Origin of the sequence: Candidatus Clostridium radicumherbarum, from assembly GCF_045310525.1 — a bacterium.
Lineage (GTDB): Bacteria > Bacillota > Clostridia > Clostridiales > Clostridiaceae > Clostridium_AT > Clostridium_AT radicumherbarum.
The window spans coordinates 1,410,117-1,433,494 of sequence record NZ_JBJHZY010000001.1 but is presented as its reverse complement, the minus strand read 5'-3'; the positions used below and the strand labels follow the sequence as shown (position 1 = coordinate 1,433,494).

The following is a 23,378-nucleotide window of genomic DNA, read 5'->3' as shown; positions in this document are numbered from 1 at the left end:
ATATGATACTAAAGTTCAGTACTAATTGTATAATATTCCTTATCTTATGTCTATATTATCTCTAAACTTGTCTAAAGTCTTATCTCCAACTCCTCCAATTTTCTTAAGGTCATCAATAGAGGTATATTGTCCATTTTTCTCTCTATAATCAATAATCTTTTGTGCTGTTGTGGGTCCAATGCCTGGCAGTGTATCAAGTTCTGCTGCAGAAGCAGTATTAATGTTAATCTTTTTTGATTCTTTGTTATTTGAGGAAACAGCTGCAGAATTACTGTTATTAGATATCTCTTCGGATTTTTCTGGAACAAATACATAATCCTCATCTTTTAATTTTTTTGCAAGATTAAGCTTCGTATCAGGCGCTGCTTTTTCTGTAAAACCACCAGCTGCCTTCACCAAATCGTTTAGTATGCTGCCGCTTGATAAGCTGTACACTCCTGGTTTTTTTACTTCCCCCTGAATATATACAGTGACCATTTTGTTTTCAGTTTTTTGCATAGTTTCACTAGGTATACTATCTACAAAAATGTCTTGTTCCTCTAATTTATGGTTTTTAGGTTTATTTATTAAAATGCCAACCACTAAAAAACCAATCAATACCAATAATATAACTACAGAGCCAATTATTTTCTGTTTGGTTTTCATTATCTCTCCTCCAAATACGACCAATTATATTAATAATATTTTAATTATTGACAATTATTAAATTTATTATCGCATCTTTAGCTTTTATTTGTTATAATTTATACATGTATGTAATAGGAGGATTATTTATGAAACGTTTTTTAACATTATTATTAGTTATTTTAATGCTCATAAGCAGTTCAAATATAATTATTTATGCAAAAGAGGCTGCTCCTAATGTTTCGGCTGATAGCGCAATATTAATGGATGCTACTACTGGAACAATTTTATATTCTAAAAATATGGATGATTCATATCCTCCAGCTTCAACTACTAAAACTATGACAGCGCTCTTAACTTTGGAAAATAGTAACCTGGATGATATAGTGACAGTAGGTAAAAACCCACCCTATGTGGATGGCAGTAAAATAGGGATATTTGAAGGTGAAGAAATATCCGTTAGAAATTTATTATATGGGATGCTGCTTCTTTCTGGAAATGATTGTGCAGTAGCTTTAGCAGAACATATTAGTGGTTCCACCTCAGCTTTTGCTGACCTTATGAATAAAAAAGCAAAGGAATTAGGGGCTTTAGATACACACTTCGTAAACCCAAGCGGTCTTTATGATGAAAATCATAAAACTTCTGCCAAAGATTTAGCTTTAATAATGAAGGCGCTTATTAAATATCCTGAATTTAGAGAGATTTCTTCAACTTTTTCCTACAAGATTCCACCTACAAATAAGCATCCTGAAGGCATTAATTTAGCAAATGAAAATAAATTAATAAATAAAAACTCCATGTACTACTATAATGGTGCAGACGCAGGTAAAACCGGGTATACAATCCAGTCATTACATTCCTATGTTGCAAGTGCAGAAAGAAATGGCCAAAGGCTAATAGTTGCCTTAGTACACGATAAGAACAAAACATATTTTCAAGATTCAAGAGCACTTTTTGACTATGGCTTTAAAAATTTTGAATTAGTTCCACTTTATAAAAAGAATGAACTAGTTACAACGGTTACTGAAGGAGACTTAAATATACCTTTACTTGCACAAGAAGATTACTACTACGTAAGGGATAAATCCATAAATGAGGTTCCTAAAGTTGAAGTTAATAAGAGCAACATTTTAAGTAATAAATCATTTTCAAGAGGAGATAAATTAACAGATGCCACTATGAAGCTTGATAATACCACTCTTCCAGCACTGCAGTTAGACAGCGGCATAGATCATAAGATACCAACTCTTTTAAATGAAAAAGTCTTTTCAAGTAAGGGAATGAATTATTTATTTTTAGCATTAAAAATTATTTTGGGTATATTCTCCTTTCTAGTATTACTTCGTATAATTATTAAAATTAATAAAAAGAAGAAAAGACAAAGCAAAATAAAAATATATGAAAATAGGAATATATGAAAATAAGTAGGTAATATTACCTACTTATTTTTGTTATAAGTTCTTTTATATCTTTTGGCAATTCACTTTCTAAAGTCAAAATCTCACCTGTTCTAGGATGTGGCACGGATATTTTATAGGCATGAAGGGCCTGCCTTGTAATTAAAGCCTTATCCTCATCTATTCCATATAAATTATCACCATAAATTGGATGGCCCAAGTAACTTAAATGAACCCTTATTTGATGAGTTCTTCCAGTCTCTAAGGTAAGTTCTAAAAGCTCTGAATCCTTATAACTTTCAATAACCTTAAAATGTGTAATGCTTTTTTGTCCTCTATCATCCACTATCCGCTTTATGCTGTCATCTCCAGTTCTATAAATAGGTAAGTCAATGGTTCCTTCTTTATCTTTAAGGTTTCCATGTACTACAGCTAAATAACTTTTTTTAAAATTTTCACTCTGCATATCCCTTGCCAAGGACATATGTGAAAACTGGTTTTTTGCAATTATAATTAGGCCTGAAGTATCCATATCCAGCCTGCTTACAAGCCTAACAATACAATTTTCACCTTTTTCCTTGAAATAGTATAACAAACCATTTGCTAAAGTACCGCTGGGATAGCTTCTCGTTGGATGCACAACCATTCCAGGCATTTTATTTACTATAATTAAATCTTCATCTTCGTATCTAATGTCTAAATCTATTTTTTCTGGCTCTATATTTTGTGATTCATTCTTCTCAACTTGAAAGGAAATAGTGTCTCCTGTTTTTAAAACATAATTTAATTTGGTTACTATATCATTAACTCTAATTCTGCCATCTATTGCAGCTCCTTTTATTAATCGTCCTGATAGCTTTGCTGTTTTTCTTAAATATTCCCTAAGCTTCATATCTTTCTCACTATCAGTAATTTTATAAATTAAATCATTATTCATGTGCCACCTCAAAAAATAAACTGTGCTTACACACAGTTAACAAATTATTTTATATTAATTATATCAGAAATAGCCAAAAATAAATATCTTATTTCATAGCTGCCTCATAATGAAGCTTATTTAATAATTCTGTATTCTTACTTTTATCATAAATTACATAGGAAATCCCATTTATATATTCTGGGTCACCTTTAATTGTATAAAGCTTTATGTTTGCTTTATCCATCTTAGATAACATCAGCCCATATTTAATTATTTCATCTGCCTTCATATTAGTCTCAACATAATTTGAGATTGTACCTAGGATACTAGGAAGTTTAGTTATAATTGAAGGGCTTTTAAATTTATCTATTACTTTATTAATAAATAGGTGCTGATTCTCTATTCGTCCTAAGTCTCCATTAGCTAGGCCAGTACCATCATTATTTTCTCTCCATCTAAAAAATTCTTCCGCCTTTTCCCCATTAAGCTCTACAATATCGCCTTTTTTAAAGTGAATATGCAGATCTTGAGTTTCATCATCATAATTCATATTATTATTGATTTTAATTTCAATGGGTCCAACACAGTCAATTATCTTTCTAAAGCCTTCATAGTCCAATTTAGAGTAATAGTTTACCCTTATATCTAAAAGCTTCTCAACTGCATCAATTAAATAACCAGGGCCACCTATTACATTAGCTTCATTTATTTTTTTATTTGAGTTATTCATCTGAATTAAAGTATCTCTAGGTATAGAAATAACATTGGTTTCCTTAAGACTAGGGTTTAAATTAATAAGAAGTATAGTGTCCGTTCTCTTAGGATTATTATTACTATTAGCCCCTACGGTTCCAATATCGGTGCCCATGGCTAATATATTTACCTGTTCATCTTTATTAGCAGCTATAGGCTGCACTTTATTCTTTTCAAGCTTTGTATGATTAAGTCCATCTAAATAGAAATATAAATAGGCTGCGCCTGCAAGGCTAATGCATACAAATAATGAAACAAAGATAATAAAAAAGTCGCGAAAACTATGGCTTCTCTTTATTCTTCCCATATTTTATCTCCTAGTGTTTTGTAAATAAAATAAAATTTCTGGCCTCAATTGTATCCTTATGAATTAGCTCCGCTTTATCTATTACATATTTGATAGTGTTATTAAAGGATAAAAGAAGTGCCTCATCTAAATTCTCATATGCTAAGGTTCTTAAGGTCGCTATGCCTTCGAAATTCCTCATAGGTTCAATATAATCAGCTATATATATAATCTTTTCTAGCATACTCATGTTTGCTCTTCCTGTTGTATGATAGACAATTGCATTTAATACTTCCTCATCTGAAATTCCCATAACATCTCTTGCTATAATTGACCCAGCAAGACCATGCATAACATTAGAACTTTTTTTAAACATCATATCTATATTATACCCATTTTTTACTAATAAATCATTAATTTCCAAATTATTTAAATTTTTTGCACAATCATGGGTGAGTCCTGCAAGTTTAGCCTTTTCTTCATCAACTTTATAACGCTTAGCCAGACTTACAGCTGTTTCCATTACCCTTATACTGTGCTGAAATCTTTGAGGGTTTAAATTTGCTTTTAAATAATCCGTTATCTGATCTTCACTCCACATATATTCACCTTCATTCCTTATACAAACCTAATTCTGAAATTGTATTTAATACATTTAGCGGCAGGAGATGATTTACATTCCTACCTTCCTTAAGCATTTTCTTAATATTTGTTGAAGATATGTCCAAAGGATTTATATTTAAAAAAATTATCTTAACATTATACCTTTCCTCAACAATTTTCTTTTGCTTCAGAATGTTACCTTTTTCATAACCCAATCTATTAAATACTACAAGAGTACAAAGCTTGAATATTTCATCTACATTTTTCCAAGAATCTAGTTCCATAAGGCAATCTCCACCAGTTACTAAAAACCAATTTGTGTCTGGCTCCTTGTTTTTTAAATAGTCTAAGGTTTTGTAAGTATAACTTAATCCTTTCTCATCTATTTCGAAACTTGATAAATTAAATCTCTCCTCGTCTTTTATTGCCATTCTGACAAGTTCATAACGAATATAGGCTTCAGTTATTTCTCTATCAGTTTTGTGGGGAGGATTACCAGTAGGCATAAATAATATACTATCTAAATTAAGTTTATACAAAGCTTCCTCAGCTATATATAAGTGTCCAAAATGGATAGGATCGAAGGTACCTCCAAATAGCCCTTTATTTGGCATAATTTATCCCTGCTTTCAAAAATAAGCATGTATTATTTTTATGTGGTAAACAATACATGCTTATTTTAATTATTATTTAATATTATGGTAATTCTATTTTAGGCTTTTTCTCGGACTTTTTATACAGTACAATTTTACTTCCAATAGCCTGTATTCCTTCACAGCCAATTTCATTGCAAATTATATCTGAGGCTTCTCTCGTATCATAGCCGCTGTTACTTAAAACCTTTATTTTAATCAGCTCTCTAGCTTCTAAGGCGTCCTTAAGTTGTTTTAAAAATGCCTCTTCTATACCGCCTTTACCAATTTGAAATAAAGGCTCAAGACCATTTGAAAGTGACCTTAAAAAGCTTCGTTGTTTACTAGTTATCATATATACTCTCCTTCACAAACCTCGTACTATGTTAAAAACTCAAATTCAAAATCGTTGAGTCTAACTGTATCCCCATCTTGGATTCCCATGTTTTTTAAATCATCAAGGATTCCTTTGTTTCTAAGTACTTTATGAAAATATTTAAGGGACTCAGAGTCATTTACATTTACACTTGCTAGAAGCCTATCTACAAAGCTTCCTAAAACCACATAAACTCCATCTTCCACTCTTATTTCATAAGTAAAGTGCTTTTCTTCAGGTACATACCTATCTTCTTCCCTAATCTCAAGATCAGTGATTGGTATTGTGCTGAGTACCCTAGCTGCTTCCTTTAAAAGCTCGTTTACACCAGTATTAGTAGCAGCAGATATCTTAAATACCTTCTTATATCCAAGCTCCTTAACCTTATTTTCAAAACTTATAAAGGCTTCATCATCAAAGAGCATATCACTTTTATTTGCAGCAACTATTTGTGGTCTATCCCAAAGCTTAACACTATATCTCTTTAATTCCTCATTTATCTTTAAAAAGTCTTCATAGGGATCTCTTCCTTCAACTCCAGAAATATCAACTATATGTATTAATACTCTAGTTCTTTCAATATGTCTTAAAAAGTCAAGTCCAAGACCTACACCTTCAGCTGCACCTTCAATAATTCCAGGAATATCAGCCATTACAAAGCTTGTAACTCCAGGAACATCTACAACTCCTAAATTTGGTTTTAAAGTTGTAAAATGATAATTAGCTATTTTAGGTCTAGCTTTAGAAACAATAGATAAAAGAGTAGACTTACCTACATTAGGAAATCCAAGTAAACCCACATCAGCTAGTAATTTAAGCTCGAGTTCAATATTTCTTTCCTCTCCCGGCATACCAGGTTCTGCAAAATTAGGAGCCTGCCTTGTTGGGGTTGCAAAATTAGAATTGCCCTTGCCTCCCTTACCTCCTTTTGCTACCACAAATTTATCACCTTCATGGGATAAATCAGCCATTATTTTATTAGTTTCAATATCTCTTACTATTGTGCCCATAGGAACATTTATATGTAAGCTTTCTCCATTTTTCCCGAAACAGTTAGTTCCAGACCCACTTCCACCATTTTTTGCAGCATATTTCTTTTTATACGTAAAGTCCAATAAAGTAGTCATATTAGGATCAACTTCTAATATAACATCTCCACCCTTTCCTCCATTTCCACCATCAGGTCCGCCTAGAGGAATATATTTTTCTCTTCTAAAGGAAACTGCTCCATTACCGCCATCTCCTGATTTTACATAAATTTTTGCTCTATCTATAAACATAACCTTCACCTCTTTTAAACCATTTTTCTATTTTATATCAATAACCATAAGGTTAGTTTTTTCCATTTTCATATTATACAATACGAAAGTTCTAATACATTAATGATCTCCTAAAAATCCTTGAAGATTGGATATTTTATGACATCATTAATGTAAGAACTTTATTGTATTGTATATATTATAAACTAAATTATTAATTTTATCGAAAATGGTGAAATATACTTTATCATTTTCTTCATAATTCCGTATGTAGTGGAATTGCTTAAATTTTTAGTTGGCTTCATAAATTAGCTTTCATACCTTAGTACATAAGGCCTTAAAAAAAGCACCCTAATGGGTGCTTTTATAATTACTCAGCAATTTGAGTTTCTACCTCAAGAGGATAAACACTCGCTTTTTTCTTGTCTCTGCCGAATCTTTCATATTTAACGATACCATCTGCTTTTGCGAAAAGAGTATCATCGCTTCCTTTACCAACATTTTCGCCTGGGTGAAGCTTAGTTCCTCTTTGTCTAACTAATATATTTCCTGCAAGAACAAATTGTCCATCTGCACATTTAACACCAAGTCTCTTGGATTCACTGTCTCTACCGTTTCTTGAGCTACCTACTCCTTTTTTATGAGCAAATAACTGAAGGTTCATAACTAGCATTGTACTACACCTCCTCTAACACTACGTTTATATATTCATTATAATTAATTTCTATGTTTTTAAGTCCTAAAAGCATAGTTTCTAACAGCATCTGAGAGCTTTCTATTTCTTTAATAGTAAGCTTATTTAAATCTAAGCTTAGGAAGCCATCTTCAATTTCTATGATAGGATTAATATTTAAGATTTCTGTAATTCCGTTTGCAATTGTTATAGAAACAGCTGAAACAGCACTACAAACCATATCATAACCATCATTAGAAGCCTCAGCATGACCGCTTAGTTTTACAGACACTATTTTACCGCATTTTTTACTAAACCTTGCATTAATCATGGCTTATGCGTTTATTTTTTCAATTTGAAGCTTAGTATATGGTTGTCTATGTCCTTGCTTTCTTCTATAGTCTTTCTTTCTCTTATACTTGAAAACTATAACTTTCTTAGCTTTACCTTGTGCTAGAACCTTAGCAACAACATTTGCTCCTTCAACTACAGGCTTACCAACTACTAAACCATCTTCCTTACCAACTGCAAGAACGTTTCCTAATTCTACTGTTCCATCAACTTCAGCAGTTAACTTTTCAACGTAGATTACGTCTCCTTCTTTAACTTGGTATTGTTTTCCTCCAGTAGCTATGATTGCGTACATTAAAAACACCTCCTCAAACCAGTCTCGCCATCTCAGGTACACAAAAATGTGATTTAAAACCCTATGTGTGCGGTCTACAAATGCCATTGTAACATAGGATTATATTTTTGTAAAGAAGCTTTATCCATATATCTTAAACTTTTGCATTTTCTCTACTTCACTTGAAAAGATTAAAGGCTCTACTTTTATAAAATCCTTATTTTGAACATAGCTTAGAAACACCTTTTTATTCTGAGCTTCTATACTATTGATAAAGCCTTCTATATCCTTATTAATCTCTTCCATATATGAAGAACTAACCTCTATATATACGTTATCTATATTAAGACTGTTATCTATTTTATATATTTCATTTCTAATAAGCTCTATCATATAAGAAAATTTAAGCTTTTTACCTTTACCACTGCATTTTATGCAGTCTTCTTCTAGATATTCAAGTATTGGCCTTCCGATTCTTTTTCTAGCAATTTGAATTAAGTTTAACTCTGTGAAATTATAAACTACAGTTTTATTTTTATCACTTTCAAAAGCTTTTTTAAGAGCTGTAAACACATCTTCCTTATAGGCTATTTTAGTCATATCTATAAAATCTACTATAATAATTCCAGAAAGATTTCTAAGCTTAATTTGTTTTCCTATTTCATAAGCTGCTTCTAAATTAGTTTCATAGGCTGTTTTTTCTAAGCTGCTGCTCTTTATATTCTTCCCTGAATTTACATCAATAACATACATTCCTTCTGTTTTATCAATGACTATAAAACCTCCATTTTTAAGAAAGACTCTGCTGTTTCTTAAGGATAATATCTCCTTCTCTATTCCACTGTAGTCAAATAGTGTTCTGCTTTCCGCATATAGCTCTACTGTGCACTGAACATCAGTATTATGTTTTAGAATATCTTTTATGTATTTATAGTCCTTTTCATTATTTATAATTATCTTATCTGTTTCAAGATCTAGCTTATCCCTAAGCACCTTATCAAGAATGCCTTCTCCTCCATATAAAAGCTTAGGTTTACTGCTTAAATTAAAGTCATTTAGTATATTATTATAAAGTACTAAAAGCCTTTCTATTTCTTCTTTTATCCTGTCTATTGATACCTTTTCTGCATTTGTTCTGATTTTTAATCCAAGATCTTTAGGAGCTGGAATATTATCTAAAACTGCTTTTTTAAATTCTTCACTTTGAATTTTACTAGAAAATCTTATTTCCTTATAAAGTGTTTCAAGCACAACATATCTTCCAGGTATTGAAAAAGCATTAGTTATCTTAGGCCCCTTATCTCCTATTCCCTCTTTTAAAACTTCAACAACAAGTTCATCATTTTTCTTTATATTAGTGTTATTAAATTTTCTATCTAAATACATATAGCAATTTTTACCAAAGCCAATATCTAAAAAGGCACACTTTATTGCAGGTACAATGTTTTTTACTATACCCCTGTATATTTCACCCTGCTTAGGCTCATTATTTTCTTCCTCTATATAACATTCTTCAAGTTTACCCATGTTTCTTATAGCAATTCTTAAGAGCCTCTCTCTTCTTTCAATAAATAATTCCTTCATTTAAGCACCTTCTTTTATAAGAAAAGGAATTACCCTTATGTAATTCCTTTTCTTAATATTCAAGATATTTTACTTAGAAGCAGCACGTATATAATCATAGAGTGAAACTAGTTCATCATTATTTTTTATATACATTTCTTCTCTTCTTATATCTTTAAAAGTCTCTAAATCTGCACAAGTTGTATTTTTTAATATATATTCAGCTAAGAGCTCAGCTGATAAGTTTTCTCTGCTTCCACAAGCTATTGTTGTAGTAATAATTAACTTTTTATCTAAAATTTCATAGCTTAAATCCTTTATATAATCCCTTAAGTTTATGAATTTCTCTCCGCTCTTACTTTTTTTAATCATGCCCCATTCTTTCTCATCCAATAAATTTTTTAGTTCTGAAGAAAGCATGGAGGTATCATTGTACCTTAAAGAAATTACATATTTTGCTGCATCAATAAGTGCCATTGCTTGAGGAATTTTCTTTTGATTTACTAAATCTTTTACTTTAATAGCCTCTACTAGCTTAACACCTTCTGGGGCATTTTTATTAAAGACTTCCTTAATATAGGAATCAGAAACCTCCTCAGTTAAAACTATATCCATATAGTCTCCTGTAGAGTACATTCCTACTGCTAGCGGCTGAGCTAAAGATAATGCCATATGCGGATTAAAGCCCTTAGAATATTCAATTGGAAGTGCTGCTCTTCTAATTACCCTTTGAATGGTCCTCATTAAATCCAAATGTGAAACAAATTTTATTTGGCTTTCCTTACTGAACTTTATTAAATAACGCACCCTCAAAGCACTTCCCTTCTCTAAAGTTTACATTGACACCACAATTGGTGCAGCCTAGTCTGCAGTCTGGTGTAAGTACTCCTGTTTTAGCCTTTTCATTTTCTTTTATTAAGAATCTCTTATCTACGCCAATATCAATAAAGTCCCAAGGAAGAACCTCATCATAGCTTCTTTCCCTATAGGCATAAAAGTCTCCATCAATATTGCATTCCTTCATTGCCTCTTCCCATGCTGCAAAGTTAAAGTAATCAGACCAGCCATCAAATTTAGCACCTTTCTCAAAAGCCTTAATGAGCACTTCACAAAGCCTTCTATCGCCTCTTGCAAATATAGCTTCCATAAAGCTTACTATGGACTCGTGCCAATTGTAGCTTATAGCTCTGCTTTTAATTGAATCTTTAATTGCCCATATCTTTTCCTTTACATCTTCCATTCTATCCTGTGGTGCCCACTGAAAAGGTGTAAATGGCTTTGGAACGAAAATTGAAGTACTTAAAGTTACCTTAAGTCCTTTATTTCTAATATTTTTAGGAATTTTATAATACTCATCTACTACTTTTTCACCGAGCTCCGCAATTCCTTTAACATCCTCAAGGGTTTCATAGGGAAGTCCTATCATAAAGTATAGTTTTATAGTAGACCACCCTGCTTCAAATGCACTCTTAACTGAATTAATTAAGTTTTCCTCTGTTACACCCTTATTAATAACATCCCTCATTCTCTGTGATCCAGCTTCAGGAGCAAATGTAAGGCCAGTTTTTCTAACCTTTTGAATTTCTTTAATTAAATCTACTGAAAAAGAATCTATTCTAAGGGAAGGTAATGATACTCCAATATTTTTTTCTTTATATTTCAATACCATGGATTGAATTAAGTTCTCAATATCCGAATAATCACAAATGCTTAAGGAAGTAAGTGATACTTCTTCGTAGCCTGTATTGTTTATCAAATCCTCCACTTGTTCCATAAGCTTTGAAGTTGTCTTTTCTCGAACCGGTCTATAAATCATTCCTGCCTGACAAAATCTGCAGCCTCTAGTGCAGCCTCTAAAGGTTTCAAGGGTGATTCTATCATGGACTATATCTGTATAAGGAACTATTAATTTATCAGGAAATATGTTATTATCCAAATTACTTATTATTCTCTTCTTAACTTTAGCAGGTACATCTTCATATATGGGCTTAAATTCTTTTATTGTCCCATCAATATTGTAGGTTACATTATATAGACTTGGCACATATACCCCTTGTATTTTTGAAGCTGCCCTTAAAAAATCAACTCTACTTCTGTTTTTATAATTTTTATATAAATCAAGGATTTCATGAATAATTTCTTCACCTTCACCTATTACAAAAATATCTGCAATGTCATAAAGAGGCTCAGGATTATAGGCACAGGGACCTCCACACATAATTATTGGATAACTGTCATCTCTTTTTGAAGCTCTAACAGGTATACCTGACAAGCTAAGCATATTTAAAATATTAGTATAGCTCATTTCGTATTGAAGGGTGAACCCTAGAAAATCAAAATCTGAAAGAGGATCTTTAGTTTCTAAGGTAGAAAGAGCTATATTATTTTCTCTCATAAGCTTTTCCATATCTGGCCATGGGGCAAAAGCTCTTTCACAATAAGTATCTTCTCTTTCATTTAAAACATAATATAGTATTTTACTTCCTAAATGGGACATTCCCACCTCATATACATCTGGAAAGCAAAAGGCATACCTAATTTCAGCATTGTTTTTATCTTTATTGTAAGAATTAAATTCGCCGCCAATATATCTAGCAGGTTTTTCAACCTTATATAATATATCATCAGTTATCTTATTCATCTGTTTTCCTCCTTTTTGTGGTCACACTGAGTAGTTTAAGACTACTCGCTCCCGCTCGATACACTGGGTAGTCTAGCTTACCGATTACACATCGGTAGACTACCCGTATAAGCCCATTTAGGGCTTATACCTCGTTAAAGCCCATTTAGGGCTTTAACCTCCTAAAATATGATCTCATATTATTATAAACCGACAATATATTTTAGCATATTTTTATAATAATAAAAAGCTTCGCTTCTAAATGTTTTCCTCTCTTATTTCTATAAATTCTTCTACTGTAATATTGCCATAATGCTTTAAGGCTTCTACTAATTCTTCTTCGTATATTATATCCATTACCTTCATTTCATTATCTAGTACTGTAAGTATATTGTATTTATTCTTATCTACTATACTTAAAGCAGTTAAAAGATCCCACTTTATATGAATTGAAATGCTTTTATTTTCAATATATCCATTTTTTAGAAATTTATATCTCTTCTTTACTATATCTCCCATTATTATATAAACTATCCTCCTTTTTTCCTTCCTTGAAGCGTAGATTATAAAAATTGAAATAATAATAAGATTTATATTAATAATTGAAAACTTTATTAAAATTACAAATGAAACTAATATGAATACACCTAGTGCCATGCTTATTTTAATGCATAATTCGTTAGCGCGTCTATAAATGGTTCTATAAGTAAGAAACGACCTTAATACTCTTCCCCCATCTAGAGGAAAGGCTGGTATCAGGTTAATAAGTGCAATTGATAAATTTCCTTGCATTAAAATATAAATGTACTCACTTGGATATATAATATAAATTTTATATAAAGCAAGGAAGGCAATAAGATTAATGATAGGTGCAGAAAGTGAAATGATTATATCTTCTCTTGGGGAAGCTTCATCTAAATCTTTAAGTGATAATCTAGTTCCAATAGGGAGGATTTCTATATCAAAGCCTGAAAAACCTAAAATAAGTGCAGTGATATAATGAACAATTTCATGGAAAAATACAATTAAAAAGGCCAGTAATAATTGACCTTTAAAGCCTATAAAAAATAGTAATAATATATATGGAATAAAGAACTTATTAATCTTGAACAAAAGCTGCCTCCATAAAATTAATACAATATTTAATTATTAGTAAGGTTTAAATACTCTTCAGGATTTAAACTTTCCCCCATATATGACAGTTCAAAATGTAAAAAAGAAGAAGCTGTATTATTTAATGCTGCTATTTTTCCAATCACTTGCCCTTTTGTAATGGAATCACCATTTTTAAATGCAATTTGATTTAATTTACTGTATTTAGTTTCGATTCCACTTCCGTGATCAATAATAATATACTTTCCGTTTTTAGCGTCTTCTCCTATTTCCTTAATTTTTCCGCCGTATACTGAAAATATTTCTGTACCGCTTGGTACAGAAATATCTATTCCATCTTTTAATACCTTATCTTTTGATATAGCTAAGGTACCTGCTACTGGAGACATATAGTCAGATTTAAGTGTCTCTTTAATTGTTTTTCCCCCAGTAATCTTGGTTTTAGCCGTATCCATCCAATCGGAAACTTTAGTCTCCAAGACTTTCATATCTAGATTTTTAACATTACTTAATGCAGCTTCATAGTCAAAACTACTATTTATAAGGGATTTAGAATAGCTGTAAGCATATGTAGTTTGTGAGGTATGAACTATCTTGCAGGCCAATACAAGTATAAATAATACAAAAACCCCAATTAAATCTCTCTGCAGCCTTTTTAAAAAGAAATTTCCATCTAAAATAAATTTATTTTTTTTATTAAATCCATAACTATTATTTTTTCTTCTGTTAACCATGCCGTTGTAATAGCTTTCATATTGTGAATTATAGCTTCCCATTTTTCCTCCTTTAGTCGGAACACGGGGTAATTTAACCCACTCGCTCCGCTCATAAATTACCCGTTAAAGTCCATTTAGGACTTTAACCTCCTATAGTCGGAAACACTGAGCAATTAAGCTCTCTCGCTCCCGCTCGTAAACTGCCCGTAGAAGCCCATTTAGGGCGACCGCTTCGCCAACGGGGCTGTTTGAAACACTCGCTCCCGCTCGTAAACTGCCCGTAGAAGCCCATTTAGGGCTTCTACCTAATATATATTTTTAGGAATGCTATAATATGACAAAAAAGAAATTACCGCTTCAGCTTATATTTCGTATATAAACTGCAGCGGTACTTACACTTGTTATCTGTTCCTTAAAGCCTTTAAAAATATTTCAGCTGAGCCAATATTGGTAGCTAATGGTATATGATGAACATCACATAATCTTAGCAGTGCATTAACATCCGGCTCATGAGGTTGGGCAGTTAATGGATCTCTTAAGAAAATTACAAAGTCCATGTTTCCTTCGGCCACTTTAGCACCAATTTGCTGGTCTCCACCCATTGGGCCTGATAAAAATCTATGAACCTTAAGCATTGTGGCTTCTGAAATAATCCTGCCTGTAGTTCCTGTTGCATAAAGTTCATGCTCCTTAAATACCTCTTTATTTCTTAATACAAATTCAACAATGTCTTCCTTTTTCTTGTCATGTGCAATAAGTGCTATTTTCATGTAGACCCTCCTGTATTCCTCATAGGCACACAATAATTATTAATTATTGTGCCTCCAAATTTAAAAATTAATTTTCTTTTTCCTCATACCTATATTTAAAATTAATCCTATGGCAATAAAATTAGTTAAAATAGAACTTCCACCGTAACTCATTAGAGGTAAGGTTATTCCTGTAATAGGCATAATTCCAATAGTCATACCTATATTTTGTAGTATAGAAAATAATGTAGTTGCAATAATCCCGGAACAAATTATGGATCCAAATATATCCTTTGAAGATTTGGCTATTTTTATAAATCTATAAAGCAGTAAGCCATATAATATGAGTAGAAATGCTGCACCTACCAAACCCCATTCTTCTCCTACTACAGCAAAGATAAAATCTGTATGTGCTTCTGGTATAAATCCTCCTGATATTTGTGTTCCCTTTAAAAAACCCTTGCCTAAGATTCCTCCAGAGCCTATTCCAGTTAAGGAAGATAGGAGCTGCAAACCACTTCCAAGCTCATCTTTTGCTGGGTTTAAAAAAGATGTGAGCCTGTCCTTCCAATATAACTGCATAAAGGGTGAATTCCATCCTATTGCAACTAATGCTACAACTGAGCCAATTCCTCCTATAATTATCTTTAAATTGAGTCCAGCCATAAAGAATATACCTAGAACAATAAAGAAACACACCATGGTCATACCCATATCTGGCTGAATTACTATTAAAGCCATAGGAACTAAGGCATAGAAGCATAATATAAAAAAGTTTTTAAGATTATTTATGTTTCCTTCCATATCCTCTAATTTTTTAGCAAGCATAATTATCATTGCTATTTTGGCAAACTCAGAGGGCTGAATGCCTCGGCTGCCTAAAGCTATCCATGATCTTGCACCATTAGTTACCTTACCTAGGGTATCATTTATTAAAAGAAAGATAATGGAGGCCCAATAAATGAGGGAAGAATAATTCATTATTACCGAATAATCAAAAATTAATATAAAATATAATATTGCCAGGCCAATTATGAGCCATATAATTTGAAGTTTTAAATAGGAAGTTCCAGTCTTAAGCCTAGTAGCACTATATATATTTATTGCACCAAAAAGCACTATAATAATAGCAATAATAATTGTCCATACATCTAATTCTTTCAGAAGCTTTCCTTTTATTTTTAACTTTTCAAGCATAAAATCCCTCCAATACAAAATACATTATAGCAATTAATAAAAAAAAAAGCTATTAGTAATATACTAATAACTTGTACATATATGTAACTTTTATTTGAATTTTTAGATCTTTTTTCTCATGTTTTTTATAGGTATACTAGCAACCAAAGCTGGTGATGAATTTTCACCTGACTCTGTCCTTGTTAGCTTAACATCAATATCTCCATTATCTAATTCAGCATATTTTAATAAAACCTTCAAAATTTCACCCTTTATTTCTTCAAGAAACTCAGGTGAAAAATCTTCTCTGTCATGGATTAATATGAGTTGTAATCTTTCTTTAGCAACATCCTTAGGTGATGGTTTCGAAGAGAAAAATTTAAATAAATCCATTATTATTCCCCCTATCTTGATTTGAAGAAGATTTTCTTAATTGAAGATAAAAAACCGCCTTCTTCATTATTTAATGACAAGAGAGGTACTTCTTCGCCAGTGATTCTTCTAGCAATATTTTTAAAAGCCTGCCCAGAAAATGCTTTATCATCCAAAACTATAGGTTCTCCCCTATTAGTGGAAATAGTGACATTCTTGTCATCTGGGACAACACCTAAAAGCTTCACAGCTAGGCATTCTAAAATATCATTTATATCCAGCATATCACCTTTTTTTGTCATTTCATAATTTATTCTATTTATAACAAGTTCGTGTCTATCTAGTCCTTTTGCATCCAGTTTGCCTATTACTCTATCTGCATCTCGTACAGAAGTAAGCTCTGGGTTAACTACAACTACTGCTCTATCAGCACCAATTACAGCATTTTCAAATCCCTGCTCAATACCTGCTGGACAATCTATAATAACATAATCGAATTCTTCCTTAAGCTGGTTAACAAGCTCAAGCATTTTGCTTGGCTCTACATCATTTTTATCCCTTGTTTGTGCTGTAGGGAGTAAAAACAGATTATTAAATCTCTTATCTTTAATAAGTGCAGATTTAAGTCTGCATCTTCCTTCTATTATGTCAACTAAGGTATTAACAATTCTATTTTCAAGGCCCATAAGAACATCCAAATTTCTAAGTCCTGTATCTCCATCTACAAGAACAACTTTTTTCCCCATAGCTGCAAGTGCAGTTCCTATATTTGCAGTGGTAGTGGTTTTCCCTACTCCACCTTTTCCTGAAGTTACAACAATAGCTTCTCCCATTTCATTTACCTCCATTAAATAAACTTATTAAATAAGTATGGTTCTACAATAATATTATCTTCTTTTACCTTCGCCACCTCTGGATATTTTGGTTTCAATCCATCCTCTGGGGATCTAGTCATAATATTTGCTATTTGAAGTATCTCTGGCTGTAAGTTAAAAGCCGCAATTAAAGCTTTTTCATTACCTCCAAAGCCTGCGTGTACATGTCCTTTTAAAGTGCCTAGAACTATAACATTCCCAGCTGCATAAATCTCAGCTCCAGGATTAACATCACCAATTATTACAATATTACCAGAATAATTGATAGTTTGCCCGCCTCTAATAGTTTTTCTTATAAACTTTGTACGACCCTCATAAATACCAGAAAAAACCTTATTAACTTTTTCTTCTCTATCTTCAAATATGCAGTCTTTAATTAAAAATTCTTCAAATAATACATCCTTAAGTCTATTTAAATCCTTACTACTAATATACTTAAGATCAGTAGTTATTTTAAAAGTAGCCCCTCGATAAAACTTTTTGCCCTTAGTTAATTTTTCTATTAAGGCTTCCAGCATATCGTCAAAATCTTTAAACTTATTCATATAAATAACAGCATATAAACCTTCTTTGTTTCCTTTTATTAATATTTTATCGTCCACCATAAAAACCTCCAAAGTAAGGGCTTAAAGTAATAATTCAACAAATTTTCTTAAAATCCTTCTATTAATTCAAAAATAATATAAAATAACCACAAAACCAAGTGTTTTCGTGACACTAAGGCTTTGTGGCTATAAAAAAATTATATTTTATTTGATTGGTGGTACAACTACATCAAATTTAGGTTTATATCCCTCTGCATCAAGTTGAGTTTTAAAGTATGCTTCATACATAGCTCTTGCAACTGGTGCAACAAAGCCACCATGCCCTCCGTCGAAAACCATAACTGCAACTGCAATTTGAGGTTTATCAAAGGGAGCAAAACCAACATAAACTCCATAGGAGGTTCTTCCTATATCATTTTGAATAGCACTAAAAGTAGCTGAACCTGTTTTACCTGCTGTATCTATAGGTAAGCCATCGAATACACCTTTTGCTGTTCCATCTTCTCCTGTAACGGCATGCATACCTGCTTTAACAGCATCAATTGTAGTCTGTTTAATGCCTGTTTTCTCAACTACCTCAGGTTTTTCCTGTTCTATTACCTTACCGTTAGGGTCCATTATTTTATCCACTAAATGCAGCTTATATCTAGTTCCTCCATTTACTATGGTTGAAACATAATTAGCTAATTGAAGTGGTGTAAAATTATCCATACCTTGCCCAATTGATGCATCATACATATTAAAAGGCAGAGAACTTTGACCATAACTATTAAGAGTAAGATCGTACATGTCAGTAGCCAATAAATTAATAACATTTGAAGATATCTTCTTATCTTTATACTGAGGATCTGCTGAAATCAATTGATTTAGGAGCCCACTATAGGTTTGCTTTATTAACTGATCTCTTTTTCCTGAATTATTCTTATATTCATCACTTATAAATCCACCATTTTTTGTGAAATCTAAAACTTTCGTCTTTAACTGAGACTTAATATCTTTAACCTGTTGACTGTCATTTATATTATCATATAAATCTATTGGTTCAAAATTAGATATTTTGTTCCCTTTTCCGGATTTTAATTCTTCCATTACAGAATACCATGTTGTTGTAGCATAATTATTCTTTATAGACGTAGAATTAAATACCTGCCCATAATTGTCTCCTATTTCAATACCAGTGGTTGGATTAGCATTTGATTTTGGATCAGTTCCAAGTCCTAGCTTCCAGGCATATTTAGCTAATATATCATCATTATAGGTCTCTCTTAGTTTCTGACCAACAGTCATAAAATATGGATTACTAGAAACAGCTAATGCATGAGTCAAATCTACCCAGCCAAAACCAGGGCCATCATCATAGAAGGTTTTGTGTACACCTTTTTTATCATCAAATACCGAATGATCATCTACTTTAAAGCCTGGTGTAATTACTCCAGATTCCAGTCCTGCAACAGCAGTTGCAGGCTTAAAGGTAGAGCCTGGAGGCACTAAAGAAGATGTGGCATAGTTATAAAGTGGCTTAGGAAAATAATCATATTTATCATATCTCTTATTTGTTTTTGAACTAACGGGAAACAAAGTATTGATTAAATCACTGCTTAAGCCTTTATCTTGACCATACTTAACATAGTCAGGATTAAAATATTTATTAAATACGTCAGTAGTCATCCCTGCTGGATTAGAAAAATCATTAGGGTTGAAACCTGGCCTAGAAACTAGTGCAAGCACAGCCCCTGTATTTACATCGATAGCTACTGCTGCTCCTCTTGTTGCATTTTTAGTATTAACATCGTTTTGCAGACCAGCCTTTTGTAGGTTTGCCATGGTTTCATCCAGAGCTTTTTCTGCTGCATACTGTACATTCTTATCTATGGTCAGCTGTATAGTTTGTCCAGGAGATGATTCGCTGCTTCCTAGTTCCTCAATAACTCTTCCCTTAGTATTAAGCTTAACAATAGTTCCACCTTTTGTTCCTTTTAACCTGTCTTCGAAAGCTGCCTCTATGCCTTGGGCACCAATATAATCAGTGTTTACATCATAGCCTCTTATATCATATTTATCGCTGGATGTTATTTTAGAAATATAGCCTATTACAGAAGATGCAAGTTCACCATAGGGATAGGTCCTCATTGGCTGCATATCTGTATCTATACCAGGCAGGTCATTTAGCTTTTGTGCAAAAATAAAAGCGGTTTCTTTTTTTATATTACTTGCAATGGTTACTGGTTTATAGCCAGAGAAGCTCTGCATCTTTATTGCATCTAAAACTAATATATATCTTCTCTCAAGCTGCTGCTCCTTATCACTTGGAAGTCTTGTTTTATCAACTTGACATTTAGTCATAAGCTTACTAAATAAATCATCTTTAACAGCTTGCTTAGATGCCTTACTGTACTCAGTAAGCAAGTCTTTGAGTTCTGCGTCTACTGTAATTTTATATCTTGAACTTATTCTATTTAAGGTATCGTCAGGGCTAGCTTTATACTGCCCTATTATGCTTTTAAAAATGCCCTCTGGTGTCACCTTATACAGATTATTTACCATATAATTATAGGTTTGTTCCGGCGTAATCTGTAAAAGCAGCTCATTTATTTTATCTTGATCTTCAGGTGTTAACTTTCCTTTTTTATTCTTAAGCTCCGGTGTATTTTGAATTACATATTGATCAAGTCCTCTGTCCTTCTTAAATCTTAGTTCTTGTTGCTTTTTAACATCCTCATCTGAAGTATTGAATTCGAATCTGTAAGGATTTATTTTAAGTTGTAAATCATCCTTCTGTACTTCCTTATTATCATCTAATATTTTAAAAACACTATCCATTGTATCAAAAAAGCTTATACTGCTTTCATCTGTTTGTGTAAAAGTTAAATTGTAGCTTTGAACATTGGTTGCAAGCTTAGTACCATCACTTGCCAAAATATTGCCTCTTGGAGCATTTTGCTGAAGCTCAGTAATTGCTTTTGTGTTAGCCTTATCCTTATATTCATTTCCTTTAACAATTTGAAGGTATACCAATCTAGAAATGATACCAACAAAAACAAATACAACTAATGAGGTTAGCGCTGAATATCTATTAAACTTATTTTCTTTCTTTTTCATAACTTTTTATGTTCTACCCTACCTTCCATCATAAAAGCTCCATTTTCTCTGCATATATTCTTTTTGACATAACTTATATACTAATCTATACATTATTGCAGCAATAGCCATGTTATATAAACTGTTGAAAACAACTTTGCTAAATGGCATATAAATGCTGTTGATATATAAAATTGAAAAAACTAAAACACCTTTTATAAAAGATAATCCAAGTGATGAAACAATAGGTATCAGTGCCTTCTCTTTAAATATACCTGAACCTATTAAACCTGCAGCTGCGCAAACAAGCATATTTGTAAAGCCGTTTATGCCAAAACCATGGTAAAAATACAAATCTTGAAGAATTCCTGCAAATACACCTAGCCATAAGCCTTCAATACTTCCATTAATAATAGAATAAAGAATACAAAAAGCTAAAAGTAAACTTGGAAAGAATCCTCTAATTGCAAAAAAAGGAACAAGTGTATTATCCAAGATAAAGAGCAACACACATATAAAAAATAAAGTTAAAACCTTTTTCATCCAAACCACCCTAATATTTTATATCTCTTACATCCTTTGGCACAACAACTAGTACCTGCTGTAATTTATTAAAATCCACATAAGGCTTGATAATGGCATTTTCCATTATCTTTCCTTGATCTACTTCAATATCAGTTACCTCTCCGATTCTTATTCCCTTTGGATATAAGTTTCCAAAACCTGAAGTAAGTATTACATCACCCTTCTTAATTGCTGAATCTAAAGGAAGATAGTATAGCTTAGCTAGTAAATTATTGTTGTCATCCTTATAACCTTTTACAATACCGTTTATCTCATTTGCAGATTCCACCATACCACTTACTGCTATGTTTTCATTTGAAATGGATTGTATTATTGACCAATTACTTGCTGTAGAGGTCACTTGCCCAACCAATCCTGCTGCAGTAATAACCACCATGCCCTTTTTAATATTATCCTTCTGACCCTTGTCAATTATAAATCCATCTAAATAATTACCACCACTATTACCTATAACATTACATCCAATGTAATTATATTCAGATCTCTGATTTTTAAAATTTAGATCCTCTTTTAGTGTTTGATTTTCCTTAATAGCAGAATTATATTCTACTAATTGGTTTTGTAGTTTATCATTTTCTTGTTTTAATGCTTCATTTTCCTGTTTAACCTTTGTAAAATTAAAAACAAAAGTTAATGAGTCCTTAATTACGCTGCCAGTTTTGCTTACTCCATACTGCATTTTATTAAATACTGTACCAACACCATTTTCAACAACCGAAACCTTATCCCTCTTGACACTATAACTAATTAATATTAAAAAGGTAACTGACAGTACAACAATTGTTACTGCCAGTTTGTTCCTGAAGAATGACATATTTATCTTTTACTTACCTTATCAATATTGTCTAATGCTTTACCTGCTCCTAAAGCTACACTATCAAGAGGAGATTCAGCAATGTGTACAGGCATATGGGTTTCGTGGTTGATTAATTTATCTAATCCTTTTAGTAAAGCTCCACCACCTGCAAGCATAATTCCCTTATCCATAATGTCTGCAGCAAGTTCTGGAGGAGTTTTCTCTAAAGTTGTTTTTATTGCATCAATTATTGACTCAACTGGCTCTTTTAAAGCTTCTCTTACTTCTACCTCTGTTATTTCAAGTATTTTTGGAAGTCCGCTAATTAAGTCTCTACCTTTTATCTGCATTGAACCTTCATTTTCTGATGGAAAGGCTGAACCTATTTCCATCTTAACAGCTTCAGCTGTTCTTTCACCAACAGCTAAATTATATTCTCTTTTTATGTAGCTAATTATTGCTTGATCTAATTCATCTCCAGCTACTCTTAAAGATTTACTTGTAACAATTCCGCCTAAAGATATAACAGCAACCTCTGTAGTTCCTCCACCAATATCAACAATCATACTTCCTGTTGGCTCATCAACTGGAAGACCTGCTCCAATTGCAGCTGCCATTGGCTCTTCTAATAAAAGAACATCTCTAGCTCCAGCAGTCTTTGTAGCCTCATCTATTGCTCTTTTTTCAACCTCGGTTACTCCAGATGGGAAACAAACTACTATTCTTGGACTAGTAAAAGCACTCTTTGGACTTACTTTTTCAATAAATTTTTTAAGCATAGTTTGAGTTATATCAAAGTCTGCGATAACACCGTCTTTAAGTGGTCTTATAGCCACAATATTCCCTGGAGTTCTTCCAATCATCTGTTTTGCTTCAAGACCAACTGCAAGCACCTTTTTTGTATCACAGTTTATAGCTACAACAGATGGTTCCCTTAATAATATTCCTTTTCCTTTTACGTAAATTAGAGTATTGGCTGTTCCTAAATCTATACCCATATCTTTTGACATTCCAAATAATCCCATTTAATGTTCTCCTTT

General features: G+C 32.3%; 25 protein-coding genes. 1 reads left to right on the top strand and 24 read right to left on the bottom strand.

Annotated elements, in window-relative coordinates:
* Positions 1-39 precede the first annotated feature (39 nt).
* The gene (locus ACJDUH_RS06800; RefSeq protein ID WP_406764400.1) at positions 40-645 is read right to left on the bottom strand and encodes a helix-hairpin-helix domain-containing protein; all 606 of its coding nucleotides are present in this window, start codon (positions 643-645) and stop codon (positions 40-42) included.
* A 128-nt stretch (positions 646-773) separates the two neighbouring features.
* On the opposite strand from ACJDUH_RS06800, the gene ACJDUH_RS06795 reads away from it, so the two are divergent.
* Complete coding sequence (locus ACJDUH_RS06795) at positions 774-2,045, top strand: D-alanyl-D-alanine carboxypeptidase family protein (RefSeq protein ID WP_406764399.1); 1,272 nt, start codon at positions 774-776, stop codon at positions 2,043-2,045.
* Between the two features lie 16 nt (positions 2,046-2,061).
* Here the strand turns inward: ACJDUH_RS06795 and ACJDUH_RS06790 are convergent, their stop codons facing one another.
* The 23 genes from ACJDUH_RS06790 to ACJDUH_RS06680 all read right to left on the bottom strand — a co-directional run bounded on the left by ACJDUH_RS06790 (position 2,062) and on the right by ACJDUH_RS06680 (position 23,363).
* Positions 2,062-2,961 (bottom strand): RluA family pseudouridine synthase, encoded by a 900-nt coding sequence (locus ACJDUH_RS06790; protein ID WP_406764398.1) that lies wholly within the window; start codon positions 2,959-2,961, stop codon positions 2,062-2,064.
* A gap of 88 nt (positions 2,962-3,049) precedes the next feature.
* Positions 3,050-4,003: an LCP family protein gene (locus ACJDUH_RS06785; protein ID WP_406764397.1), complete on the bottom strand. Its 954-nt coding sequence runs from the start codon at positions 4,001-4,003 to the stop codon at positions 3,050-3,052.
* A 10-nt stretch (positions 4,004-4,013) separates the two neighbouring features.
* Positions 4,014-4,583: a bis(5'-nucleosyl)-tetraphosphatase (symmetrical) YqeK gene (yqeK, locus tag ACJDUH_RS06780; protein WP_406764396.1), complete on the bottom strand. Its 570-nt coding sequence runs from the start codon at positions 4,581-4,583 to the stop codon at positions 4,014-4,016.
* A 10-nt stretch (positions 4,584-4,593) separates the two neighbouring features.
* Complete coding sequence (nadD, locus tag ACJDUH_RS06775) at positions 4,594-5,199, bottom strand: nicotinate-nucleotide adenylyltransferase (protein WP_406764395.1); 606 nt, start codon at positions 5,197-5,199, stop codon at positions 4,594-4,596.
* An 82-nt stretch (positions 5,200-5,281) separates the two neighbouring features.
* A complete protein-coding gene (locus ACJDUH_RS06770) occupies positions 5,282-5,572 on the bottom strand; it encodes a YhbY family RNA-binding protein (protein WP_406764394.1) in 291 nt (96 codons plus the stop codon).
* Between the two features lie 26 nt (positions 5,573-5,598).
* Positions 5,599-6,873 carry a GTPase ObgE gene (obgE, locus tag ACJDUH_RS06765; RefSeq protein ID WP_406764393.1) on the bottom strand — a complete coding sequence of 425 codons (1,275 nt, stop codon included), beginning with the start codon at positions 6,871-6,873 and terminating at the stop codon, positions 5,599-5,601.
* A gap of 349 nt (positions 6,874-7,222) precedes the next feature.
* Positions 7,223-7,525: a 50S ribosomal protein L27 gene (gene rpmA / locus ACJDUH_RS06760; RefSeq protein ID WP_406764392.1), complete on the bottom strand. Its 303-nt coding sequence runs from the start codon at positions 7,523-7,525 to the stop codon at positions 7,223-7,225.
* Positions 7,526-7,529: 4 nt separating this feature from the next.
* A complete protein-coding gene (locus tag ACJDUH_RS06755) occupies positions 7,530-7,856 on the bottom strand; it encodes a ribosomal-processing cysteine protease Prp (protein WP_406764391.1) in 327 nt (108 codons plus the stop codon).
* 3 nt (positions 7,857-7,859) lie between these two features.
* Positions 7,860-8,171, bottom strand: coding sequence for a 50S ribosomal protein L21 (gene rplU, locus ACJDUH_RS06750; RefSeq protein ID WP_406764390.1), 312 nt, complete (start codon positions 8,169-8,171; stop codon positions 7,860-7,862).
* Between the two features lie 120 nt (positions 8,172-8,291).
* Entirely contained in the window at positions 8,292-9,734 is a 1,443-nt protein-coding gene (locus ACJDUH_RS06745; protein ID WP_406764389.1) for a ribonuclease E/G, read from the bottom strand.
* 69 nt (positions 9,735-9,803) lie between these two features.
* Positions 9,804-10,526 (bottom strand): TIGR03936 family radical SAM-associated protein, encoded by a 723-nt coding sequence (locus ACJDUH_RS06740; RefSeq protein ID WP_406764388.1) that lies wholly within the window; start codon positions 10,524-10,526, stop codon positions 9,804-9,806.
* Entirely contained in the window at positions 10,495-12,354 is a 1,860-nt protein-coding gene (locus tag ACJDUH_RS06735; RefSeq protein ID WP_406764387.1) for a TIGR03960 family B12-binding radical SAM protein, read from the bottom strand. Before ACJDUH_RS06735 ends, ACJDUH_RS06740 begins: the two co-directional genes overlap by 32 nt.
* 237 nt (positions 12,355-12,591) lie before the next feature.
* Positions 12,592-13,446: a M50 family metallopeptidase gene (locus ACJDUH_RS06730; RefSeq protein WP_406764386.1), complete on the bottom strand. Its 855-nt coding sequence runs from the start codon at positions 13,444-13,446 to the stop codon at positions 12,592-12,594.
* 29 nt (positions 13,447-13,475) lie between these two features.
* On the bottom strand, positions 13,476-14,222 hold the full coding sequence (locus ACJDUH_RS06725) for a peptidoglycan DD-metalloendopeptidase family protein (protein WP_406764385.1): 747 nt from the start codon (positions 14,220-14,222) through the stop codon (positions 13,476-13,478).
* A 341-nt stretch (positions 14,223-14,563) separates the two neighbouring features.
* Positions 14,564-14,932 carry a methylglyoxal synthase gene (mgsA, locus tag ACJDUH_RS06720; protein ID WP_406764384.1) on the bottom strand — a complete coding sequence of 123 codons (369 nt, stop codon included), beginning with the start codon at positions 14,930-14,932 and terminating at the stop codon, positions 14,564-14,566.
* A 60-nt stretch (positions 14,933-14,992) separates the two neighbouring features.
* The gene (gene rodA / locus ACJDUH_RS06715; protein WP_406764383.1) at positions 14,993-16,108 is read right to left on the bottom strand and encodes a rod shape-determining protein RodA; all 1,116 of its coding nucleotides are present in this window, start codon (positions 16,106-16,108) and stop codon (positions 14,993-14,995) included.
* A gap of 102 nt (positions 16,109-16,210) precedes the next feature.
* A complete protein-coding gene (gene minE / locus ACJDUH_RS06710; protein ID WP_406764382.1) occupies positions 16,211-16,480 on the bottom strand; it encodes a cell division topological specificity factor MinE in 270 nt (89 codons plus the stop codon).
* Positions 16,481-16,491: 11 nt separating this feature from the next.
* Positions 16,492-17,292 (bottom strand): septum site-determining protein MinD, encoded by an 801-nt coding sequence (gene minD / locus ACJDUH_RS06705; RefSeq protein ID WP_406764381.1) that lies wholly within the window; start codon positions 17,290-17,292, stop codon positions 16,492-16,494.
* Positions 17,293-17,306: 14 nt separating this feature from the next.
* On the bottom strand, positions 17,307-17,939 hold the full coding sequence (gene minC / locus ACJDUH_RS06700) for a septum site-determining protein MinC (protein WP_406764380.1): 633 nt from the start codon (positions 17,937-17,939) through the stop codon (positions 17,307-17,309).
* 144 nt (positions 17,940-18,083) lie between these two features.
* Positions 18,084-20,978 (bottom strand): penicillin-binding transpeptidase domain-containing protein, encoded by a 2,895-nt coding sequence (locus tag ACJDUH_RS06695; RefSeq protein ID WP_406764379.1) that lies wholly within the window; start codon positions 20,976-20,978, stop codon positions 18,084-18,086.
* A gap of 18 nt (positions 20,979-20,996) precedes the next feature.
* A complete protein-coding gene (gene mreD, locus ACJDUH_RS06690; RefSeq protein WP_406764378.1) occupies positions 20,997-21,500 on the bottom strand; it encodes a rod shape-determining protein MreD in 504 nt (167 codons plus the stop codon).
* Between the two features lie 10 nt (positions 21,501-21,510).
* Positions 21,511-22,356 (bottom strand): rod shape-determining protein MreC, encoded by an 846-nt coding sequence (gene mreC / locus ACJDUH_RS06685; RefSeq protein ID WP_406764377.1) that lies wholly within the window; start codon positions 22,354-22,356, stop codon positions 21,511-21,513.
* Between the two features lie 2 nt (positions 22,357-22,358).
* Complete coding sequence (locus tag ACJDUH_RS06680; protein WP_406764376.1) at positions 22,359-23,363, bottom strand: rod shape-determining protein; 1,005 nt, start codon at positions 23,361-23,363, stop codon at positions 22,359-22,361.
* Between the last annotated feature and the right edge of the window lie 15 nt (positions 23,364-23,378).